Below are 16,131 nucleotides of genomic sequence, written 5' to 3'. Positions count from 1 at the left end.
CTACAGCGGCAGACAAACGCGAAACAAGGCGCCTTCGCCAATCCGGCTTTCGACGGTAATGGAACCGCCATGGGCGGCCACAATCTGCTCGGAAATAAACAAGCCCAGGCCCAACCCCGCGACAGCGTGTTTGGCCGTGACTCTTTCGAACTGTTGGAAAATTCGCTTCTGGTTCTCTTCGCCGATGCCGATCCCAAGATCGCGCACTTCCACCCGAGCCTGACCGCTCTCACTGTACACCTTAACGGTGATCGGACTCTTGGCGCCGTATCGTAAAGCATTGGTCAGCAGATTGGAGATCACCTGTTCAATGCGAAATTCGTCCCAGTTGCCCACCACCGGTTGCTCGGCGTCGAGCGTTACCGAAGATTCGGCAGCATCGATCTGCGGGGCAAAGTTCTGCAACAAGCCGCGAACCAGCGCCGACAGATCGAAGCGCGTCTGTCGGATCGACAACTTGCCGGTGCGAATTCGCGACACATCGAGCATGTCTTCGATCAGGCGAATCAGGCTTTTGATCTGGCGCTCGTCGCGATCGACCATCGCGTGCATTTTGTCCAGAGCGAACGCCGCGGCGTTATCCCGGGCCAGGTGCATCTTGCGCAACTGGGTTTCGAGGATCAGGCCGTTGAGCGGCGTGCGGACTTCGTGGGCAACGATGGACATGAAGTCATCGCGCATGCGCACCGCTTGCTCCAGTTCCAGCTGGGTACTTTGTAACTGCTTGAGCAGCGCTTCCTGCTCACGGCGACTCTGCTCCAACTCTTCGACCTGCTGTTTCATCGCCTTGCTTTGGCGAAACAGTTCGACGAACACGTTGACCTTGCTTTTGACCGCGTGGATATCCAGCGGCTTGTGGAGAAAATCCACGGCGCCGCTTTCGTAACCCTTGAACGCGTAGTTCAGCTCTCGGCCGGCAGCGCTGACGAACACAATCGGGATGTTCTTGGTCTTTTCCGTGCCGCGCATCAGCTCGGCCAGCTCGAAGCCGTTCATCCCAGGCATCTGCACGTCGAGGATGGCCATGGCGAATTCGTGTTGCAGCAACAACGACAAGGCTTCATCGGCGGACAAGGCTTTGTAGACGATACGGTCTTCGCGTCTGATCAGCGCTTCGAGCGCCAACAGGTTCTCCGGCAGATCGTCGACGATCAGCAGTTTGGCTTGGATAGTACTTAGCATGCGATTCGTTCCAGCTCGACAAGCAGACGGCCGATGCCGCGTATAGGGAGAATGTGGTCCGGCTGGTGTATATCAAGTGCCGCCTGGGGCATGGTAGCAACCTGAGCTTCGTCCGGGTCCTGGACGATGGTCATGCCGCCACGGTATTTGACCTGCGCCAGACCGCTGGCGCCATCACGGTTGGCGCCGGTCAACAACACCGCGGCCAGGGCTGAACCGTAGGCATCGGCGGCCGACTCGAACAGATAGTCGATGGCCGGTCGCGAATAATGCACGCGGGCTTCCAGACTCAAGGAAAAACTGCGGTCCTGCTCCACCGACAAGTGGTAACCCGGAGACGCGAAATAGAGCGTTCCGGCGTTCACCAGCGTCTTGTCGCAGGCTTCCAGTACAGGCATGGAGACTCGCCGGGCGAACACCCCTGCCAGCTGGCTGCGGCGCTCGTCAGGGAGATGCAGTACCACGATGATCGGCAGCCTGAAGCCTTTTCGCAGTGGGCTGAGGATATTCAGCAGCGCCTCTACACCGCCGGCCGAGGCGCCGATCACGATAGCCTCTATAGAAGGCAAATCCGCTGCACTGTTCATGATTTGCGGTAAATCCGTTCGTGTTTGACCAACGGTTCAAACTGGCTCCCGAAGGCAGAAAAATCCGGTGTTTCCTTGCTGCCCAGCACCAGGAATCCACGATGGCAAAGGGATTCATGGAACAATCCGAACGCACGATCCTGAAGCTTTTTATTGAAATAAATCAAAACGTTACGACACGAAATTAATTGAGTTTCTGAAAAGACACTGTCGGTCGCCAGACTGTGATCGGCGAAGGTCACGTTCTCACACAGCGTCTTGTCAAAAATGGCGTAACCGTAGGCCGCCGTGTAGTAGTCGGCAAACGAACGCTGGCCACCTGCCTGCTGGTAGTTATGAGTGTAGGCACGGACATTCTCCATGGAGAAAATCCCTTGCTTGGCTTTATCCAGCGAGCGTGGATTGATGTCCGTGGCGTAAATGATGGTGCGATCGAGCAAGCCTTCTTCACGCAGCAGAATGGCCATCGAATAAACCTCTTCCCCCGTGCTGCAACCGGCGATCCAGATCTTGATCGAGGGGTAAGTCTTGAGCAGTGGCACCACTTCCTGACGGATCGCCAGGAAATGCGAAGGGTCACGAAACATTTCGCTGACTGGGATCGTCAGCAATTGCAGCAATTGCATGAACGCCGTCGGGTCATGCAGGACCTTTTCCTGCAACGCCGAAATAGTGGCGCACTCGAACTGGCTCAACGCGTGATTGACCCGACGCTTGATCGAAGCGCCGGAGTAGTCGCGAAAGTCATAGCTGTATTTGAGGTAGATCGCCTCGATCAACAAGCGCAATTCGATTTCGCTATTTCGCTCCACTGAATAAATGCGTTCCACTAAATGCGTTCCATCTTCGGTAACCACACGCGAATCAGCGAGAACAGGCGATCCAGGTCGATGGGCTTGGCCAGGTAATCATTGGAGCCCGCTTGCAGGCAGCGCTCCTGATCGTCCTTCATGGCTTTGGCCGTCACCGCAATGATCGGCAGCTTGCGCCAGCGCGGATCCTTGCGGATCTCGATGGTGGCTTCGTAGCCATCCATCTCCGGCATCATCACGTCCATCAACACCAGATCGATGTCCTCGACTTCATTCAGCCTTTCAATCGCTTCACGGCCGTTTCGACCGATGACCACGACTGCACCCTTTTGCTCCAGAGCACTGGTGAGGGCAAAGATATTGCGTACATCGTCGTCCACCAGCAGCACCTTGCGACCCTCGAAAACCTTGTCGCGGCTGCGCGCGGTCTTGAGCATCCTCTGCCGTTCATGGGACAACCTGGATTCGACTTGGTGCAGAAAGAGTGTCACCTCATCCAGCAAACGCTCGGGCGAGCGCGCCCCCTTGATGATGATTGAGCGCGAATACTTGCGCAGGTCGGCCTCTTCGTCCCGGGTCAGGTTGCGCCCGGTGTAGACGATCACCGGTGGGAACGAGCAGATATCTTCGGTGGACATGCGCTTGAGCAGGTCGTTGCCGAGCATGTCAGGCAGCTTCAAGTCGATGATCATGCAGTCGTAAATCGTCGTTCGCAGCAGGGTCAGGGCATCCTGTGCCAGGCCAACGGCAGTGATCTCAATGTCATCGTCGCCGATCAGCCGGGCAATGCTGTCGCGCTGCAAATCATCGTCTTCGACCAGCAGGATGCGTTTGACCTTCTGGGTCAGCTTGGCTTCAAGGCGGGCAAACACGTCCTTGAGTTCTTCGCGAGTGGTCGGCTTGACCGCATACCCGATGGCGCCCATGTGCATCGCGGCCTCAACCCGGTCTTCCACCGAAATCACATGCACCGGAATGTGCCGGGTTTCAGCGTGTTCCTTCAGGCGTTGCAACACGGTCAACCCGGAATGATCCGGCAGACGCATGTCCAGCAGAATGGCGTCGGGAATAAACGCTGTGGCCAGATCGTAGCCTTCGTCGGCACCGTGGGCCACCAGGCACTGATACCCCAGTTCATGCGCCAGGTCGTAAAGGATACGCGCAAAATTCGGCTCGTCTTCCACCACCAGAATGCACCGAGTAGTGAATGGCGCCTTGGTGCGATCGTCGTCGAAACGCGGGATATCAACTTCGGCAATCAGCGGCACCAGCGCGGCGGTCGGTATTCTCGGCGTAATGGCAACCAGAGTGGCTATCATCGGCTCGACAGGCTCTTCGCCCGGTTCAACATATTGCTGTGGCAAATCCAGCGTGAACACACTGCCCTGCCCCGGCTCGCTGGTGACACTGATCGAACCGCCCAGCAAGGCGGCCAGGTCACGGGAAATCGACAAGCCCAGGCCGGTGCCGCCGTAACGGCGATTGGTGGTGCCATCGGCCTGGCGGAAGGCTTCGAAAATGCTTTCCTGCTGATCCTCGGCAATACCAATCCCCGAATCGCGAATGATGAAAGCGATACCGTCGCCGGGCTGGCTGGCGACGGTCAGGCTGACGGTGCCTTTTTCGGTGAATTTCACTGCGTTGGACAGCAGGTTCTTGATGACCTGCTCCAGGCGCTGGCGGTCGGTGAAGATCATCATCGGCGCACCGGCCTGCACCTCGACCTGGAAATCCAGGTTCTTGTCGGCAGCCAATGGCTGGAACATCCCGCGCAAGCCATCCACCAGACGCGCGACACTGGTGTTCTCCGGTCGTATCTCAAGCTTGCCGGCCTCGACCTTGGAAATGTCGAGAATGTCGTTGATCAAGTTGAGCAAATCATTGCCGGCAGAGTAGATCGACTCGGCAAACTTGACCTGCTCGGCGCTGAGGTTTTCCTGAGGGTTTTCTGCCAGCAACTTGGCCAGGATCAACGAGCTGTTCAGCGGCGTGCGCAACTCGTGGGACATGTTGGCAAGGAATTCAGACTTGTACTTGCTCGAGCGCTGCAACTCTTCGGCGCGTTCTTCGAGCTGGGACTGGGCCTGATTGAGCTCGGTGTTCTTCAGGTCCATCGCGTCGCGCTGTTCGGCCAGGATTGCGGCCTGCTCGGCGAGTTGTTCATTGGTTTGTTCAAGCTCGACCTGTTGGGTTTCCAAATGAGCCTGGGACTCTTTGAGAATCCGCGACTGTTCTTCCAGCTCTTCGTTGGCGGTCTTGAGTTCTTCCTGCTGAACTTGCAGCTCTTCATTAAGCTGCTGGGTTTCGGCCAACACTTCCTGTAAGCGCTGGCGATAGCGAGCGGCCTCGATGGACGTGCCGATGTTGCCGGCAATCAGTTCAAGCAATTCGACATCGCGGTCAGTCAGCGGGCGCAAGAAGCCCAGTTCGATCACACCGTTGACCCGATCGTCGTCACTGGTCGGCACCACCAGCACGCTATGCGGCAGACCTTCGCCCAGGCCGGAGCTGACCTTGAAGTAGTCGCTCGGTACGTCATCAAGCCGGATCAAGCGAGCCTGGCTCGCTACCTGGCCGACAATGCCTTCATCGCTGTAAATCTGATGCTCAAGTGCTTCCTGCTCGCGGGAGAAACCGTAGGATGCAATGCGTTTGAGGCCACCGTGTTCTTCACGAACATAAATAGCCGCCACGGCGCTGCCGAGGTACTGCGCACAAAATTGCAAAATGTTGCGGCCCAGCAGATTAAGCGACAGTTGCCCCAGCACTTGCTCGGCCAGCTCGGTTTGACCATTGCGCAACCAGGCCTGTTGCTCCAGACGCTGGGCGCTGGCCTGTTGCGCGGTGAGATTGGCGCTGTAACTGTGCGAAAGGTTGAGCAAATCCCGACGGCCAATGTAGGCCAGCAATGAACTGATACCGGCGATAAACAACAGATAAAAGCTGATACTCCAGATCGTGGTGCGGCGCACTTCCTCGTTGCGCGTGGTGCGCAACTGCTGCTCCATGTCGATCACGTCTTCGAATTGCTTGCGGATCTCATCGGTCAGCCGCTTGCCGCGCCCGGCCTTGACGGCGCCGCGGTAGTCGCCGCTGGCGCGCTGCAAATCGATCATTGTTTTTGCGTAAGTGGCCCACTCATCCTGCAAGGCCTGGAGCCGGTGCAGGCGGTCGGTCTGGACCGGATTGTCCACAGTCAGTTCGAGCAAGGTCTTGAGGGCGACATTGATTCGCGGCTTGGCCGTCTCGTAGGGCTCAAGGAACTGCTCGTTGCCAGTGAGCAGGAAGCCGCGCATACCGGTTTCCAGATCGACGGTCAGCTTGCTCGCTTCATTGGCGTTATTGATCACCCGGTCGGTGTGCTCGACCCACTGGATCACCGACAGCAGATAAGTGATCAGCGAGACAAAGAACACCGCACTGAGCACGCCGACAACCAACGGCAGGCTGACGTTGCGGCTCAGGAGTTTACGGAATTGTTGCTCATCAACCGAAGACGCGGATGTCATGGGGGAGCCTTGTCGAACTGTTGAAAACCACAGAGTTTGCCCCAAAAGTGGCACATCGATCCAATTTTCTGACACCTTTTCGCGCAAAATCCTACATTCCACTGCTCCGGCGCGAAGGAGCGGTTATCCTTGCCGGCACGTGTGCGGCTATTCTTTTTTCTACCGTGTGGGAACTTGTTGGGTTCCGTCACTTACTCAAGCAATAGCCCGGCGATTTCGATCGACCGGCAACCGTGAATTCAACCTGAGAGCCCACTATGTCGTCCACCCCATCCATCATCCTGGTAGTCGAAGACGACAACATCGTGCGTATGCTGATAGTCGATGTTCTGGAGGAGCTGGAGTTCAAGGTACTCGAGGCCGATGGTAGTGAAAAGGCGCTGGAATTCCTTAACGATAAAGCCCAGCGCATCGATTTAATGATGACCGACGTCGGCTTACCGGAGATGGACGGGCGTGATCTGGCCACTCAGGCCCGGATGTTGCGCCCTGAACTACCGATCCTGTTCGCCAGCGGTTATGCCGAAAACATTGATCCGCCTGAAGGCATGCAGGTGATCGGCAAGCCGTTTTCAATTGATCAGCTGCGCGACAAGGTCAAAGGCATTTTGGCTTCACCTTTGACCTGAGCAGTGAACCGACTCAGGAATTCTGACGTTTACGGTTGGCTTCCTGCCGCTCCCTGAAAGCGATGATGTCATTGGCGTCGACCTTTGCGGTCGTCGGTCGTGGGCCCGTCGCAGGTGTGTCTGTCACAGGGGGCGATGTTTCGATAACGGCCACGCCTTCATTACCAAAGTCCACACCGGCCAATTCGGAACCAACGCCTACCCCTTGACCGATTTTTTTCCCTGTATCTCGTCCAAACCCGTCCAACGAACTGACACCGCTCGCTTTAATCGCCCGATCGATGGCCTTTGGATTGGGGATGAACTTCCCTGTGTGGTCATAGGCGCCGAGAATCAACGCGGGTGGCAGATCGACCGCGAAGTTGATCTCCAGCGGGGGTAGCTGTTTCAATCCGGAGTTGGGACGGAACGCCAGTTCGGTATTGGCATACAAATGAAACCCCTCTAACTGGCGAGCATCAATAAAATAGGTAAACCCGCCTTTTTGACCGCCGTACACAAATGCACCCGCACCGTCTTTCTTGTAGAACGCTGAAGTCGATATACCGGCACCGTCAAGGTCCAGTGCGTCATGGGCACCACCATAACCACCCTTGAAGCCATTGACCTGATTGATATCCTTGATCGGAGTGCGTTGGGTGAAGCCCTTCTCGAAGAGGACCGATGGGTCTCGCATGTCGCCACGGAAAACGAACCCCTGATAAACGTAACCTTTTTCCGGCCCCGAAAGCCTGATCACATGTGAATCCGTCGCAAGTTTCTGAGCGACATTAGGGCCACCCGGCAACTCCGATAGATAACCGGCGACAACTGGTCCCTTGCCTGCCCCGGGTATTTCTTTGCCGGTAGTGCTTGCCAGTTGATGGCTGATACTGCCTGCGGGCCTTCGTACCAATGAAGGTCTGTTTGAGCGCTTGAGCACCTCGAGCACTCTTTGGCTGATTCTTTTCTTCGCGGCGATAGACAGGGCTTTACCGAGGAGTTTCTCGGCAATCGGCCCAGCCAGTTCAGCCAAAGCACCGATCGCTGCACTGATCCTTAGACGGTCAGCCTCTGCGGGGTCGTCCGACAGCTCGGCTCGAATCAGATCGGTTGCAGAAGCTCCCAGGCCCAAAAGGAAAGGAATCAACATCCTGACCGGCGCCGACGCCAGTGCCCCGGTTCCGCCGTAGGGTAGAGATACGGCGAACGCCACGCATTGCAGCAGATAGCCGGCCGCCTCCAGGGTTATATCGGCGATACGTTCAGAGTGTGTCGAGACCAATGTATCGATATCCGCCAAAGCCCGTTTGATCTGTCGATCGAAGAGGTCTTTGCCGATGTCTGTACTCGACCGGAATACAACTTCCCGATAATTGGGACGCGTCGCAAAAAGAGGAAACTCCTTCCCTCGATACTTGAAATCCTGAACATAAGGCTTCTGTTGCGCACTCAAGGGGACACGCATCAACAACAAATTTTGCAGTTGCGCGTTTTTTTCTACAAATCTGCCTCGTTCGTCATGGCCGGCGGGAAATTCTATTGCGTAGTCATGCGTACCAAGAAAGAACAATATCCCTCGATCAAGATTACTGCGCCCAATGAAAACCGCATTATCTACAGCCAGATCCGGATCACTGTGCAAATTCAGGGTTCGTGGCGGAATGACGCCTTTGAGATACTCAAAGGCAATAACCCGATCCTCCATGGAGTTCTTGTCATTCCGGATGTAGTTAACCACTAGTTTGTTGAGTGCAGTTTTTTTAACCAGGCTTCCAAAGGCGTGTGCTGCCGGATGTTGCAGATTATCAGCGACGTGCTGCCGGAAGTCGGCTTGATAGTCCGCATCGGTAAACGTTTTAACGAGCTCGGCAGGATAATACGAGGGCCATTTTACTTCCTTATAACCTTTATCCTTCAGGACGCGATGATGGTAATCCGTGCAGATTTCCGCCAGCGTAAATGTTTTTTCCTTCCAGTCAGCAGGTGTTTGTTCAGCGCTCAGCGAGTCGCTACGCTTAACCGGTCCAGACTCAATATATTTAACCCGAATTTTCGCTTCATGCGTCATCAATGAAAGAAGCTTTGGATCCGATACAAACTCAAAGGCTGTCTCTTCTATGCGACACCGAATAAAGTAGGCAGGATCGAAACCTGCGGGATCGATAACATCTGCACATCCGTCGAGCATTTTATTGCTCAACTCTTTTACGTTTACACCCTCAAATACATCCTCGCCGGGTGCTGGACTATTTATTGCGCTCGTTCTGGCAAGGCGTGGCCCGGGATCGAGTTCCGCGAACTCTCCCAATGGGTCCAGCAACCACAGCAACGAATACTCTTCTTCAAAGCCATCACTTATACTTACAGAATTCATTATCACTACACTTCCCTGTTGATAAGCGAGACGAAAGAGCTAATAGCGATTTCGCCTCACAAAAATAGAGATTGCACCGTAATAGAATCCAGAGCAAACTTTAAAACACCCTAGTTGTTAATAGTCATTGCCCGACATACAAATTACTTAAGGCAGGCCGAAATAAAACGCGAACTCCGTATCACTTAGGTAACCAGCCCCATGAATAACGGGGTTAATTCAGACCGCATCGTAATGCTAACGGGATGAAAAAAGTCCAGTCGACTGTGGTTTAATCTCACCTTGCTTATCTTCACCCTCTGTTCGTATCAAGGAACGTCTCTCATGAGTCAACCCCATGCAACCAAAGTCCTGGTTATTGGTTACGTCTGGCCCGAGCCCCGCTCTTCGGCGGCCGGTGGGCACATGATGCAAATTCTCGATACTTTCTTGCAGCAGGGCTGGGACATTACATTCAGCAGCCCGGCGGGCACCGGCGAACACCGGGCGGATCTCGGTACCTTGGGCATTCGCGAAATCCCGATCGAACTGAACAACAGCAGTTTCGACACGTTCATCAGCGAACTGGCCCCGGATATCGTTCTGTTCGATCGGTTCATGATGGAGGAACAGTTCGGCTGGCGCGTTGAAAAACACTGCCCGGAGGCTTTGCGCGTGCTTGAGACCTCCGACCTGCAGAGCCTGCGAGATGCCCGCCATCAACGCCTCAAGGAGCGCTTGAAGTCCAGTGACGACGCCAATGACTTCAATGAATTGTTCGCCCCGGCGTTGCGTGAAGAGTTTGAGCTCATGGCTGAGACCGATCTGGCCAAACGGGAAATCGCAGCGATTTATCGTTGCGACTTGAACCTGATGATCTCCGACGTGGAGATCGAATTGCTGGTCGAGCAATTCAAGCTGCCGCGTAACTTGCTGCACTGGTGTCCACTCATGGTCGATCTACCGAGCGTGCCGCCGGCGGCTTTTGAAGACCGGGCGCATTTTCTCAGTATTGGTAACTTTCGCCATGCGCCAAACTGGGATGCGGTGCTCTGGATGAAAACCGCGATCTGGCCGCTGATCCGCGAGCAACTGCCCAGTGCCCAGTTGCACCTGTACGGCGCTTACACACCGCCCAAGGCAACTGCACTGCACAACACCAGCCAGGGTTTCCATGTCATGAACTGGGCAGAAGATGCATTAGAGGTCATGTCTGGCGCGCGGATTTGTCTGGCGCCACTACGTTTCGGTGCCGGTATCAAAGGCAAGATTGTCGACGCCATGTTGTGTGGCACGCCCACGATTACAACGCCCATCGGCGCCGAAGCGATGCACGGCGAACATCTCTGGCCCGGCGCCGTGGCCCGGACAGCGCAGGCGTTTGCCGATTGCGCGGTTCGGCTGTACAAGGATGAAGCACTTTGGAAAGACGCCCAATCCCTGGGACAGACGTTGCTGGCCGATCGTTATCGACAGTCTGTACATGGCCCGGCGCTGATTGAAAAGTTGCTGTACTGCCAACAACACTTGGCACACCTTAGAAGCGGTAACTTTACCGGCAGCATGTTGCGTCATCACCACCACAAAAGTACGCAATACATGGCGCAATGGATTGAAGCGAAAAATCGAAACCCGCTATAGAACTTGTCTCGATATAAACATCCTGCATCACCCCTATTATTGACTAGGTCTGACACCCTACTTATAAACACACAGCAGGACTAAAGCTTAGTTCAGCGTCATTAATTTATTGTATAAATCAATGCAAGGAAGCATTCAATGGACAACGTTGTTCAGCATAACTACGCGCTTAATAACTGGATGGCCGCCACTCCGGCAATTGATACACTGTCACTCTATGAATTGACACTGCCGGGCACCCATAACGCAGGCAGCGACTGGAAAGCGTCCTGGCCGTTGATTCCAGGAGCCCATTGGCTGGCCTGTCAGCACCAATCATTTTATTCCCAGTTACGCCACGGCTCCCGAGCGTTAGATATCCGATTAATGTTCGACGCCGATGCACCGGGACTTGGGAAATTCTGTATTCATCACAACGGTTACCGCAATGCTCGCACTTTGGGGAACCTGTTAACCGACGTGAATAAATTTCTGAATGAAAACCCCGATGAATTCATCGTCCTGGACTTTCACGAACTGCAAGGGAATATGTTTGATTTCGCTTATTTCAACGAAATGATGATCCATCTTCTTGGTCATCGCATTATCCCCACCCAACATCGGTCTCTGAGCCTCCGTCAACTCAAAAAAATCAGCTCTGTACAAAGAATTTCAGTCGCGGCTCCATGGCACAGGGCACTTGATCAAAACGTATTTCACGAGCAGATCGTGCACAAATGGTCTGGCAACGGCATCACCAGTGTCGCCGAACTGGAAAAGCACATTATTACGGTGCTGAAAAACCCGCCAGGCACGTGGGCACCGTGGTCGCTATCCGCCACCAGTTACAGCGCGCTCGGCGGCCCCGTGGTCATTCATGAAGCGCTTGATTCGTGGTTTGACCCGACTAAAAGCGACTGGGCGAAAAAGTGCAACATTATCAACGTCGACTTCATTGAAGAGTCCCGAATTGTTTCGTATTGCCGAACTGCGAACCTGAGCAAAGCCATCACGCGAGTCGGCTAATCAAGGGCGAAAGCCGTAGCAGGCTGGCACAGCGGGCGCCAAAAGAGGCATGATCCGATAGCGATAACAAGAAAAGCGCCCTGACATGACTCGAACAGCCCGTGTGACAGACCCCTCCTACGAATTGATGGACGACCACAACGGGTTGTCCATCATCTATCGTCAGCACGGTTTTCCCTGCCCGTTGGTGCGTTGGCATTTCCACAAGGAATATGAACTGCACCTTATCGTCGCCAGTTCCGGCAAGGTGTTCATCGGCGATTACATTGGCAACTTTTACCCGGAAACCCTGTTCCTGACCGGGCCTAATCTGCCCCACAACTGGATCAGCCAGGTGGCCGAAGACGAGGTAGTGCCCAAACGCGACATGCTGGTCAACTTTACGGACGAGTTGTTCGACAGTGGCCACTTGGTATTTGCCGAGCTCAAGACGCTGGCGCCGCTGTTGGAGCGCGCCCAGTACGGTATCGAGTTTCGCTGCAAGCGCACCATTCGCCAAGCCATGACCTTGATGCAGCGTATCGCCGACACCAAAGGCGTGACCCGCCTCGGGCACTTTTTCATTCTGCTGGAGTTGTTGGCCGCCTCTGATGACTATCAGCTGCTGTCTGGAGCCACGACGCCGCAATTGGCCGACGAGCACAATATCGATCGCACTAACCGGGCGGTGGATTACATCTTCGCGCATTACGCCCGGGAACTGCCGCTGGAAGAAGTCGCCGAATATTTGGGCATGAAACCGACTTATTTCAGTCGAGTATTCAAGCAAGCCACCGGCCGCTGCTTCATCGAGTTCGTCAATCGCCTGCGCATCAGCAAATCCTGTGAGCTGTTGGCCGATGGTGACAAACCGGTGACCGATGTGTGTTTCGAGTCGGGTTTCAACAATATTTCCAACTTCAACCGGCGCTTTCAGCAGCTCAAGGGCATGACGCCTTCGCATTATCGGCGGCTGGCTGTGCAGCGATTGACTGAGCAGAACCTGGGTTAAACGCTTGAAAACCTATACGAATTCCATAGGGATTAACCGCTGAAAAGCCGTTCTCTGCACCTCTTCCTGCAACCACCAGTGCAAAATAGTATCGATTCAAGTGCGATGGATGATTTGTCACATCATCAATAGAAGGCTGTAATCAGTGCACATTCTTCCCTCCGCAGGAAGACACAAAAACAATAACTGTCCTTCTGTAACCCGCCGGGTGCAGAAAAGGAGTGCACGATGCAACCTTCTGTAAAAGCTCTACTTGCCCTCACCTGCATGACCCTTAGTAGCGTCAGCCTTGGCGCCCAGACCCTGACCATCGCCACCGTCAACAACAGCGACATGATCCGCATGCAAAAACTCTCGAAAACCTTCGAGACCGAGCATCCGGACATCAAGCTCAATTGGGTGGTGCTGGAAGAAAATGTCTTGCGCCAACGCCTGACCACTGACATTGCCACTCAGGGCGGACAGTTTGACGTGCTGACCATCGGCATGTACGAAGCCGCACTCTGGGGCGCCAAGGGTTGGCTGGAGCCGATGAAGGACTTGCCGGCCAGTTACGCCCTCGACGATGTGTTCCCGTCGGTGCGTGAAGGCCTGTCGGTCAAGGGTTCGCTGTATGCGTTGCCGTTCTACGCCGAAAGCTCCATCACCTATTACCGCACCGATCTGTTCAAGGATGCCGGGCTGACCATGCCCGAGCACCCGACCTGGACGCAGATCAGCGAATTCGCCAGCAAACTCACCAATAAAGACAAAGAACAGTACGGCATCTGCCTGCGCGGCAAGGCCGGCTGGGGCGAGAACATGGCGCTGATCACCACCGTCGCCAATGCCTATGGTGCGCGCTGGTTCGATGAGAAGTGGCAACCGGAATTCACCGGCCCTGAGTGGAAAAATGCGCTGAACTTCTACGTCAAGACCATGAAAGACTCGGGTCCACCCGGCGCCTCCAGCAACGGTTTCAACGAAAACCTTGCGCTGTTCAACAGCGGCAAGTGCGCGATCTGGGTCGATGCCAGCGTCGCGGGTTCCTTTGTCACCGACAAGACCCAAAGCAAGGTCAGCGAGCACGTTGGCTTCACCTACGCACCACACGAAACCACCGACAAGGGCTCGGCCTGGATGTATTCCTGGGCGCTGGCGATTCCGACCAGTTCCAAGGCCAAGGACGCTGCGAAAACCTTCAGCGCCTGGGCCACGTCCAAGGAATATGGAGCGTTGGTTGCAGAGAAAGACGGCATTGCCAACGTACCGCCAGGTACTCGCGCTTCGACGTACAGCGATGAGTACATGAAGGCTGCGCCGTTCGCCAAGGTGACCCTCGAGTCGCTGAAAGCTGCGGACCCGAGTAAACCGACCCTCAAACCCGTGCCCTATATCGGCATCCAGTTGGTGACCATTCCGGAGTTCCAGGCGGTGGGCACCCAGGTCGGCAAACTGTTCTCGGCGGCGCTGATCGGCCAGACCACGGTCGACCAGGCCCTGACCGCTGCCCAGTCAACCACCGAACGTGAAATGAAGCGCGCCGGCTATCCCAAACAGTAACCGTGCGGTGGGAGCAACTGTCCTGGATTGTCTGGACACCGAGCTGCCTCCATCGCGGGCAAGCCACGCTCCCACATGTTGATCTTCGTATGCCTGTTCTTAATCGGTTCTTCGCCATGAATATTTCAACTGCCAACGCTCACATGGACATTGCGCAACCGGTGCGTAAAAGCCGGTTGGCCAACCCCGGCTGGTTCCTGGTCAGCCCCTCGGTGGCGTTGTTGCTGCTGTGGATGATCGTGCCGCTGGGCATGACCGTTTACTTCTCGCTGATCCGCTACAACCTGCTCTACCCCGGTGAAAACCAGTTCGTGGGGCTGGAGAATTTCAGCTACTTCCTCAGCGACTCGGGTTTCCTGCCCGGCGCCACCAACACCTTGTTGCTGGTCGGCAGCGTGCTGTTGATCAGCGTGGTGTTCGGGGTGCTGATCAGTGCATTGCTGGAGGCCAGTGAGTTTCTCGGTCGCGGCATCGTGCGGGTGATGCTGATCTCGCCGTTTTTCATCATGCCCACCGTCGGCGCGCTGATCTGGAAGAACCTGATTTTCCACCCGGTCTCGGGGATCCTCGCCTACGTCTGGAAACTCTTCGGCGCGCAGCCGGTGGACTGGCTGGCGCATTACCCGCTGCTGTCGATCATCATCATTGTCTCCTGGCAATGGCTGCCCTTTGCGATCCTGATCCTGATGACCGCCATGCAGTCCCTCGACCAGGAACAGAAGGAGGCCGCGCGCCTGGACGGTGCCGGACCGATCGCGATCTTCTGGCACCTGACCCTGCCGCACCTGGCGCGGCCGATTGCGGTGGTGGTGATGATCGAAACGATCTTCCTGCTCTCGGTGTTCGCCGAAATCTTCACCACCACCAACGGTGGCCCCGGCTACGCCTCGACCAACCTCGCGTACCTGATCTACAACCAGGCGCTGGTGCAGTTCGACGTCGGCATGGCGTCCGCCGGCGGCTTGATCGCGGTGGTGATCGCCAACATCGCGGCCATCGTGTTGGTGCGCATGATCGGCAAAAACCTGACAGACAAAGCCTGAGGCCTGCGCCATGACCCTTCAACAATCCCGCCGTCTGCAAAGCCTGCTGCTCGGCACCTTAGCCTGGGCCATCGCGATCCTGATCTTCTTCCCGATCTTCTGGATGGTGATGACCAGTTTCAAGACCGAAATCGATGCGTTCGCCACGCCGCCGCAGTTCATCTTCACCCCGACGCTGGAGAACTACCTGCACATCAACGAGCGCAGCGATTACTTCAGCTTCGCCTGGAACTCGGTGGTGATTTCCTTCAGCGCCACGGCTCTGTGCCTGCTGATCGCGGTGCCGGCGGCGTACTCGATGGCGTTCTACGAAACCCAACGCACCAAAGGCACGCTGCTGTGGATGCTCTCGACCAAAATGCTGCCACCGGTCGGCGTGCTGATGCCGATCTACCTGCTGGCCAAGAGTTTGGGCCTCCTCGACACGCGCATCGCGCTGATCGTGATCTACACGCTGATCAACCTGCCGATCGTGGTCTGGATGATTTACACCTACTTCAAGGACATCCCCAAGGACATCCTCGAAGCCGCGCGCCTCGACGGCGCCACGCTGTGGCAGGAAATGGTCCGGGTGCTGCTGCCGATCGCCAAGGGCGGCCTGGCTTCCACGGTTTTGCTGTCGCTGATCCTGTGCTGGAACGAGGCGTTCTGGTCGCTGAACCTGACCTCGTCGAAAGCCGCGCCACTGACCGCGTTGATTGCTTCGTACTCCAGTCCCGAAGGTCTGTTCTGGGCCAAGTTGTCGGCGGTGTCGACGCTGGCCTGCGCGCCGATCCTGATCTTCGGCTGGATCAGCCAGAAACAATTGGTCCGCGGCCTGTCGTTCGGCGCCGTGAAATAGCCCTCAAAGAATAA

The 16,131-nt window shown here is 55.7% G+C and carries 12 protein-coding genes; 7 read left to right on the top strand and 5 right to left on the bottom strand.

Annotated elements, in window-relative coordinates; genetic code table 11:
• From ACYZTR_RS13695 to ACYZTR_RS13680, 4 genes are read right to left on the bottom strand one after another with little or no spacing between them, the layout of a single operon-like run.
• Nucleotides 1–1,182 carry a hybrid sensor histidine kinase/response regulator gene (locus ACYZTR_RS13695; RefSeq protein ID WP_461971627.1) on the bottom strand — a complete coding sequence of 394 codons (1,182 nt, stop codon included), beginning with the start codon at nt 1,180–1,182 and terminating at the stop codon, nt 1–3.
• Nucleotides 1,176–1,769 (bottom strand): chemotaxis protein CheB, encoded by a 594-nt coding sequence (locus ACYZTR_RS13690; protein ID WP_461971625.1) that lies wholly within the window; start codon nt 1,767–1,769, stop codon nt 1,176–1,178. Before ACYZTR_RS13690 ends, ACYZTR_RS13695 begins: the two co-directional genes overlap by 7 nt.
• On the bottom strand, nt 1,766–2,599 hold the full coding sequence (locus ACYZTR_RS13685; protein ID WP_461971624.1) for a CheR family methyltransferase: 834 nt from the start codon (nt 2,597–2,599) through the stop codon (nt 1,766–1,768). Before ACYZTR_RS13685 ends, ACYZTR_RS13690 begins: the two co-directional genes overlap by 4 nt.
• Nucleotides 2,599–6,090: a response regulator gene (locus tag ACYZTR_RS13680; protein ID WP_461971622.1), complete on the bottom strand. Its 3,492-nt coding sequence runs from the start codon at nt 6,088–6,090 to the stop codon at nt 2,599–2,601. Before ACYZTR_RS13680 ends, ACYZTR_RS13685 begins: the two co-directional genes overlap by 1 nt.
• 257 nt (nt 6,091–6,347) lie before the next feature.
• On the opposite strand from ACYZTR_RS13680, the gene ACYZTR_RS13675 reads away from it, so the two are divergent.
• The gene (locus tag ACYZTR_RS13675) at nt 6,348–6,719 is read left to right on the top strand and encodes a response regulator (RefSeq protein WP_461971621.1); all 372 of its coding nucleotides are present in this window, start codon (nt 6,348–6,350) and stop codon (nt 6,717–6,719) included.
• Nucleotides 6,720–6,732: 13 nt separating this feature from the next.
• Here ACYZTR_RS13675 and ACYZTR_RS13670 read toward each other — a convergent pair whose 3' ends face one another.
• Complete coding sequence (locus tag ACYZTR_RS13670; protein WP_461971619.1) at nt 6,733–9,075, bottom strand: hypothetical protein; 2,343 nt, start codon at nt 9,073–9,075, stop codon at nt 6,733–6,735.
• A gap of 324 nt (nt 9,076–9,399) precedes the next feature.
• Between ACYZTR_RS13670 and ACYZTR_RS13665 the strand changes: the two genes are divergently transcribed.
• The 6 genes from ACYZTR_RS13665 (at nt 9,400) to ACYZTR_RS13640 (ending at nt 16,117) form a co-directional block, all read left to right on the top strand.
• A complete protein-coding gene (locus ACYZTR_RS13665; protein WP_461971617.1) occupies nt 9,400–10,695 on the top strand; it encodes a glycosyltransferase in 1,296 nt (431 codons plus the stop codon).
• A gap of 138 nt (nt 10,696–10,833) precedes the next feature.
• Nucleotides 10,834–11,700 carry a phospholipase gene (locus ACYZTR_RS13660; protein ID WP_461971615.1) on the top strand — a complete coding sequence of 289 codons (867 nt, stop codon included), beginning with the start codon at nt 10,834–10,836 and terminating at the stop codon, nt 11,698–11,700.
• A gap of 85 nt (nt 11,701–11,785) precedes the next feature.
• The gene (locus ACYZTR_RS13655) at nt 11,786–12,691 is read left to right on the top strand and encodes an AraC family transcriptional regulator (protein ID WP_461971613.1); all 906 of its coding nucleotides are present in this window, start codon (nt 11,786–11,788) and stop codon (nt 12,689–12,691) included.
• Nucleotides 12,692–12,919: 228 nt separating this feature from the next.
• On the top strand, nt 12,920–14,233 hold the full coding sequence (locus tag ACYZTR_RS13650) for an ABC transporter substrate-binding protein (RefSeq protein WP_461971611.1): 1,314 nt from the start codon (nt 12,920–12,922) through the stop codon (nt 14,231–14,233).
• A 116-nt stretch (nt 14,234–14,349) separates the two neighbouring features.
• Nucleotides 14,350–15,276 carry a carbohydrate ABC transporter permease gene (locus ACYZTR_RS13645; RefSeq protein ID WP_461971609.1) on the top strand — a complete coding sequence of 309 codons (927 nt, stop codon included), beginning with the start codon at nt 14,350–14,352 and terminating at the stop codon, nt 15,274–15,276.
• Nucleotides 15,277–15,286: 10 nt separating this feature from the next.
• On the top strand, nt 15,287–16,117 hold the full coding sequence (locus ACYZTR_RS13640) for a carbohydrate ABC transporter permease (RefSeq protein ID WP_449645483.1): 831 nt from the start codon (nt 15,287–15,289) through the stop codon (nt 16,115–16,117).
• Nucleotides 16,118–16,131 lie beyond the last annotated feature (14 nt).

The organism is Pseudomonas sp. Hz4 (assembly GCF_054898165.1).
The sequence above is the reverse complement of the archived record's forward strand: the minus strand, read 5'-3'. Positions and strand labels throughout refer to the sequence as shown.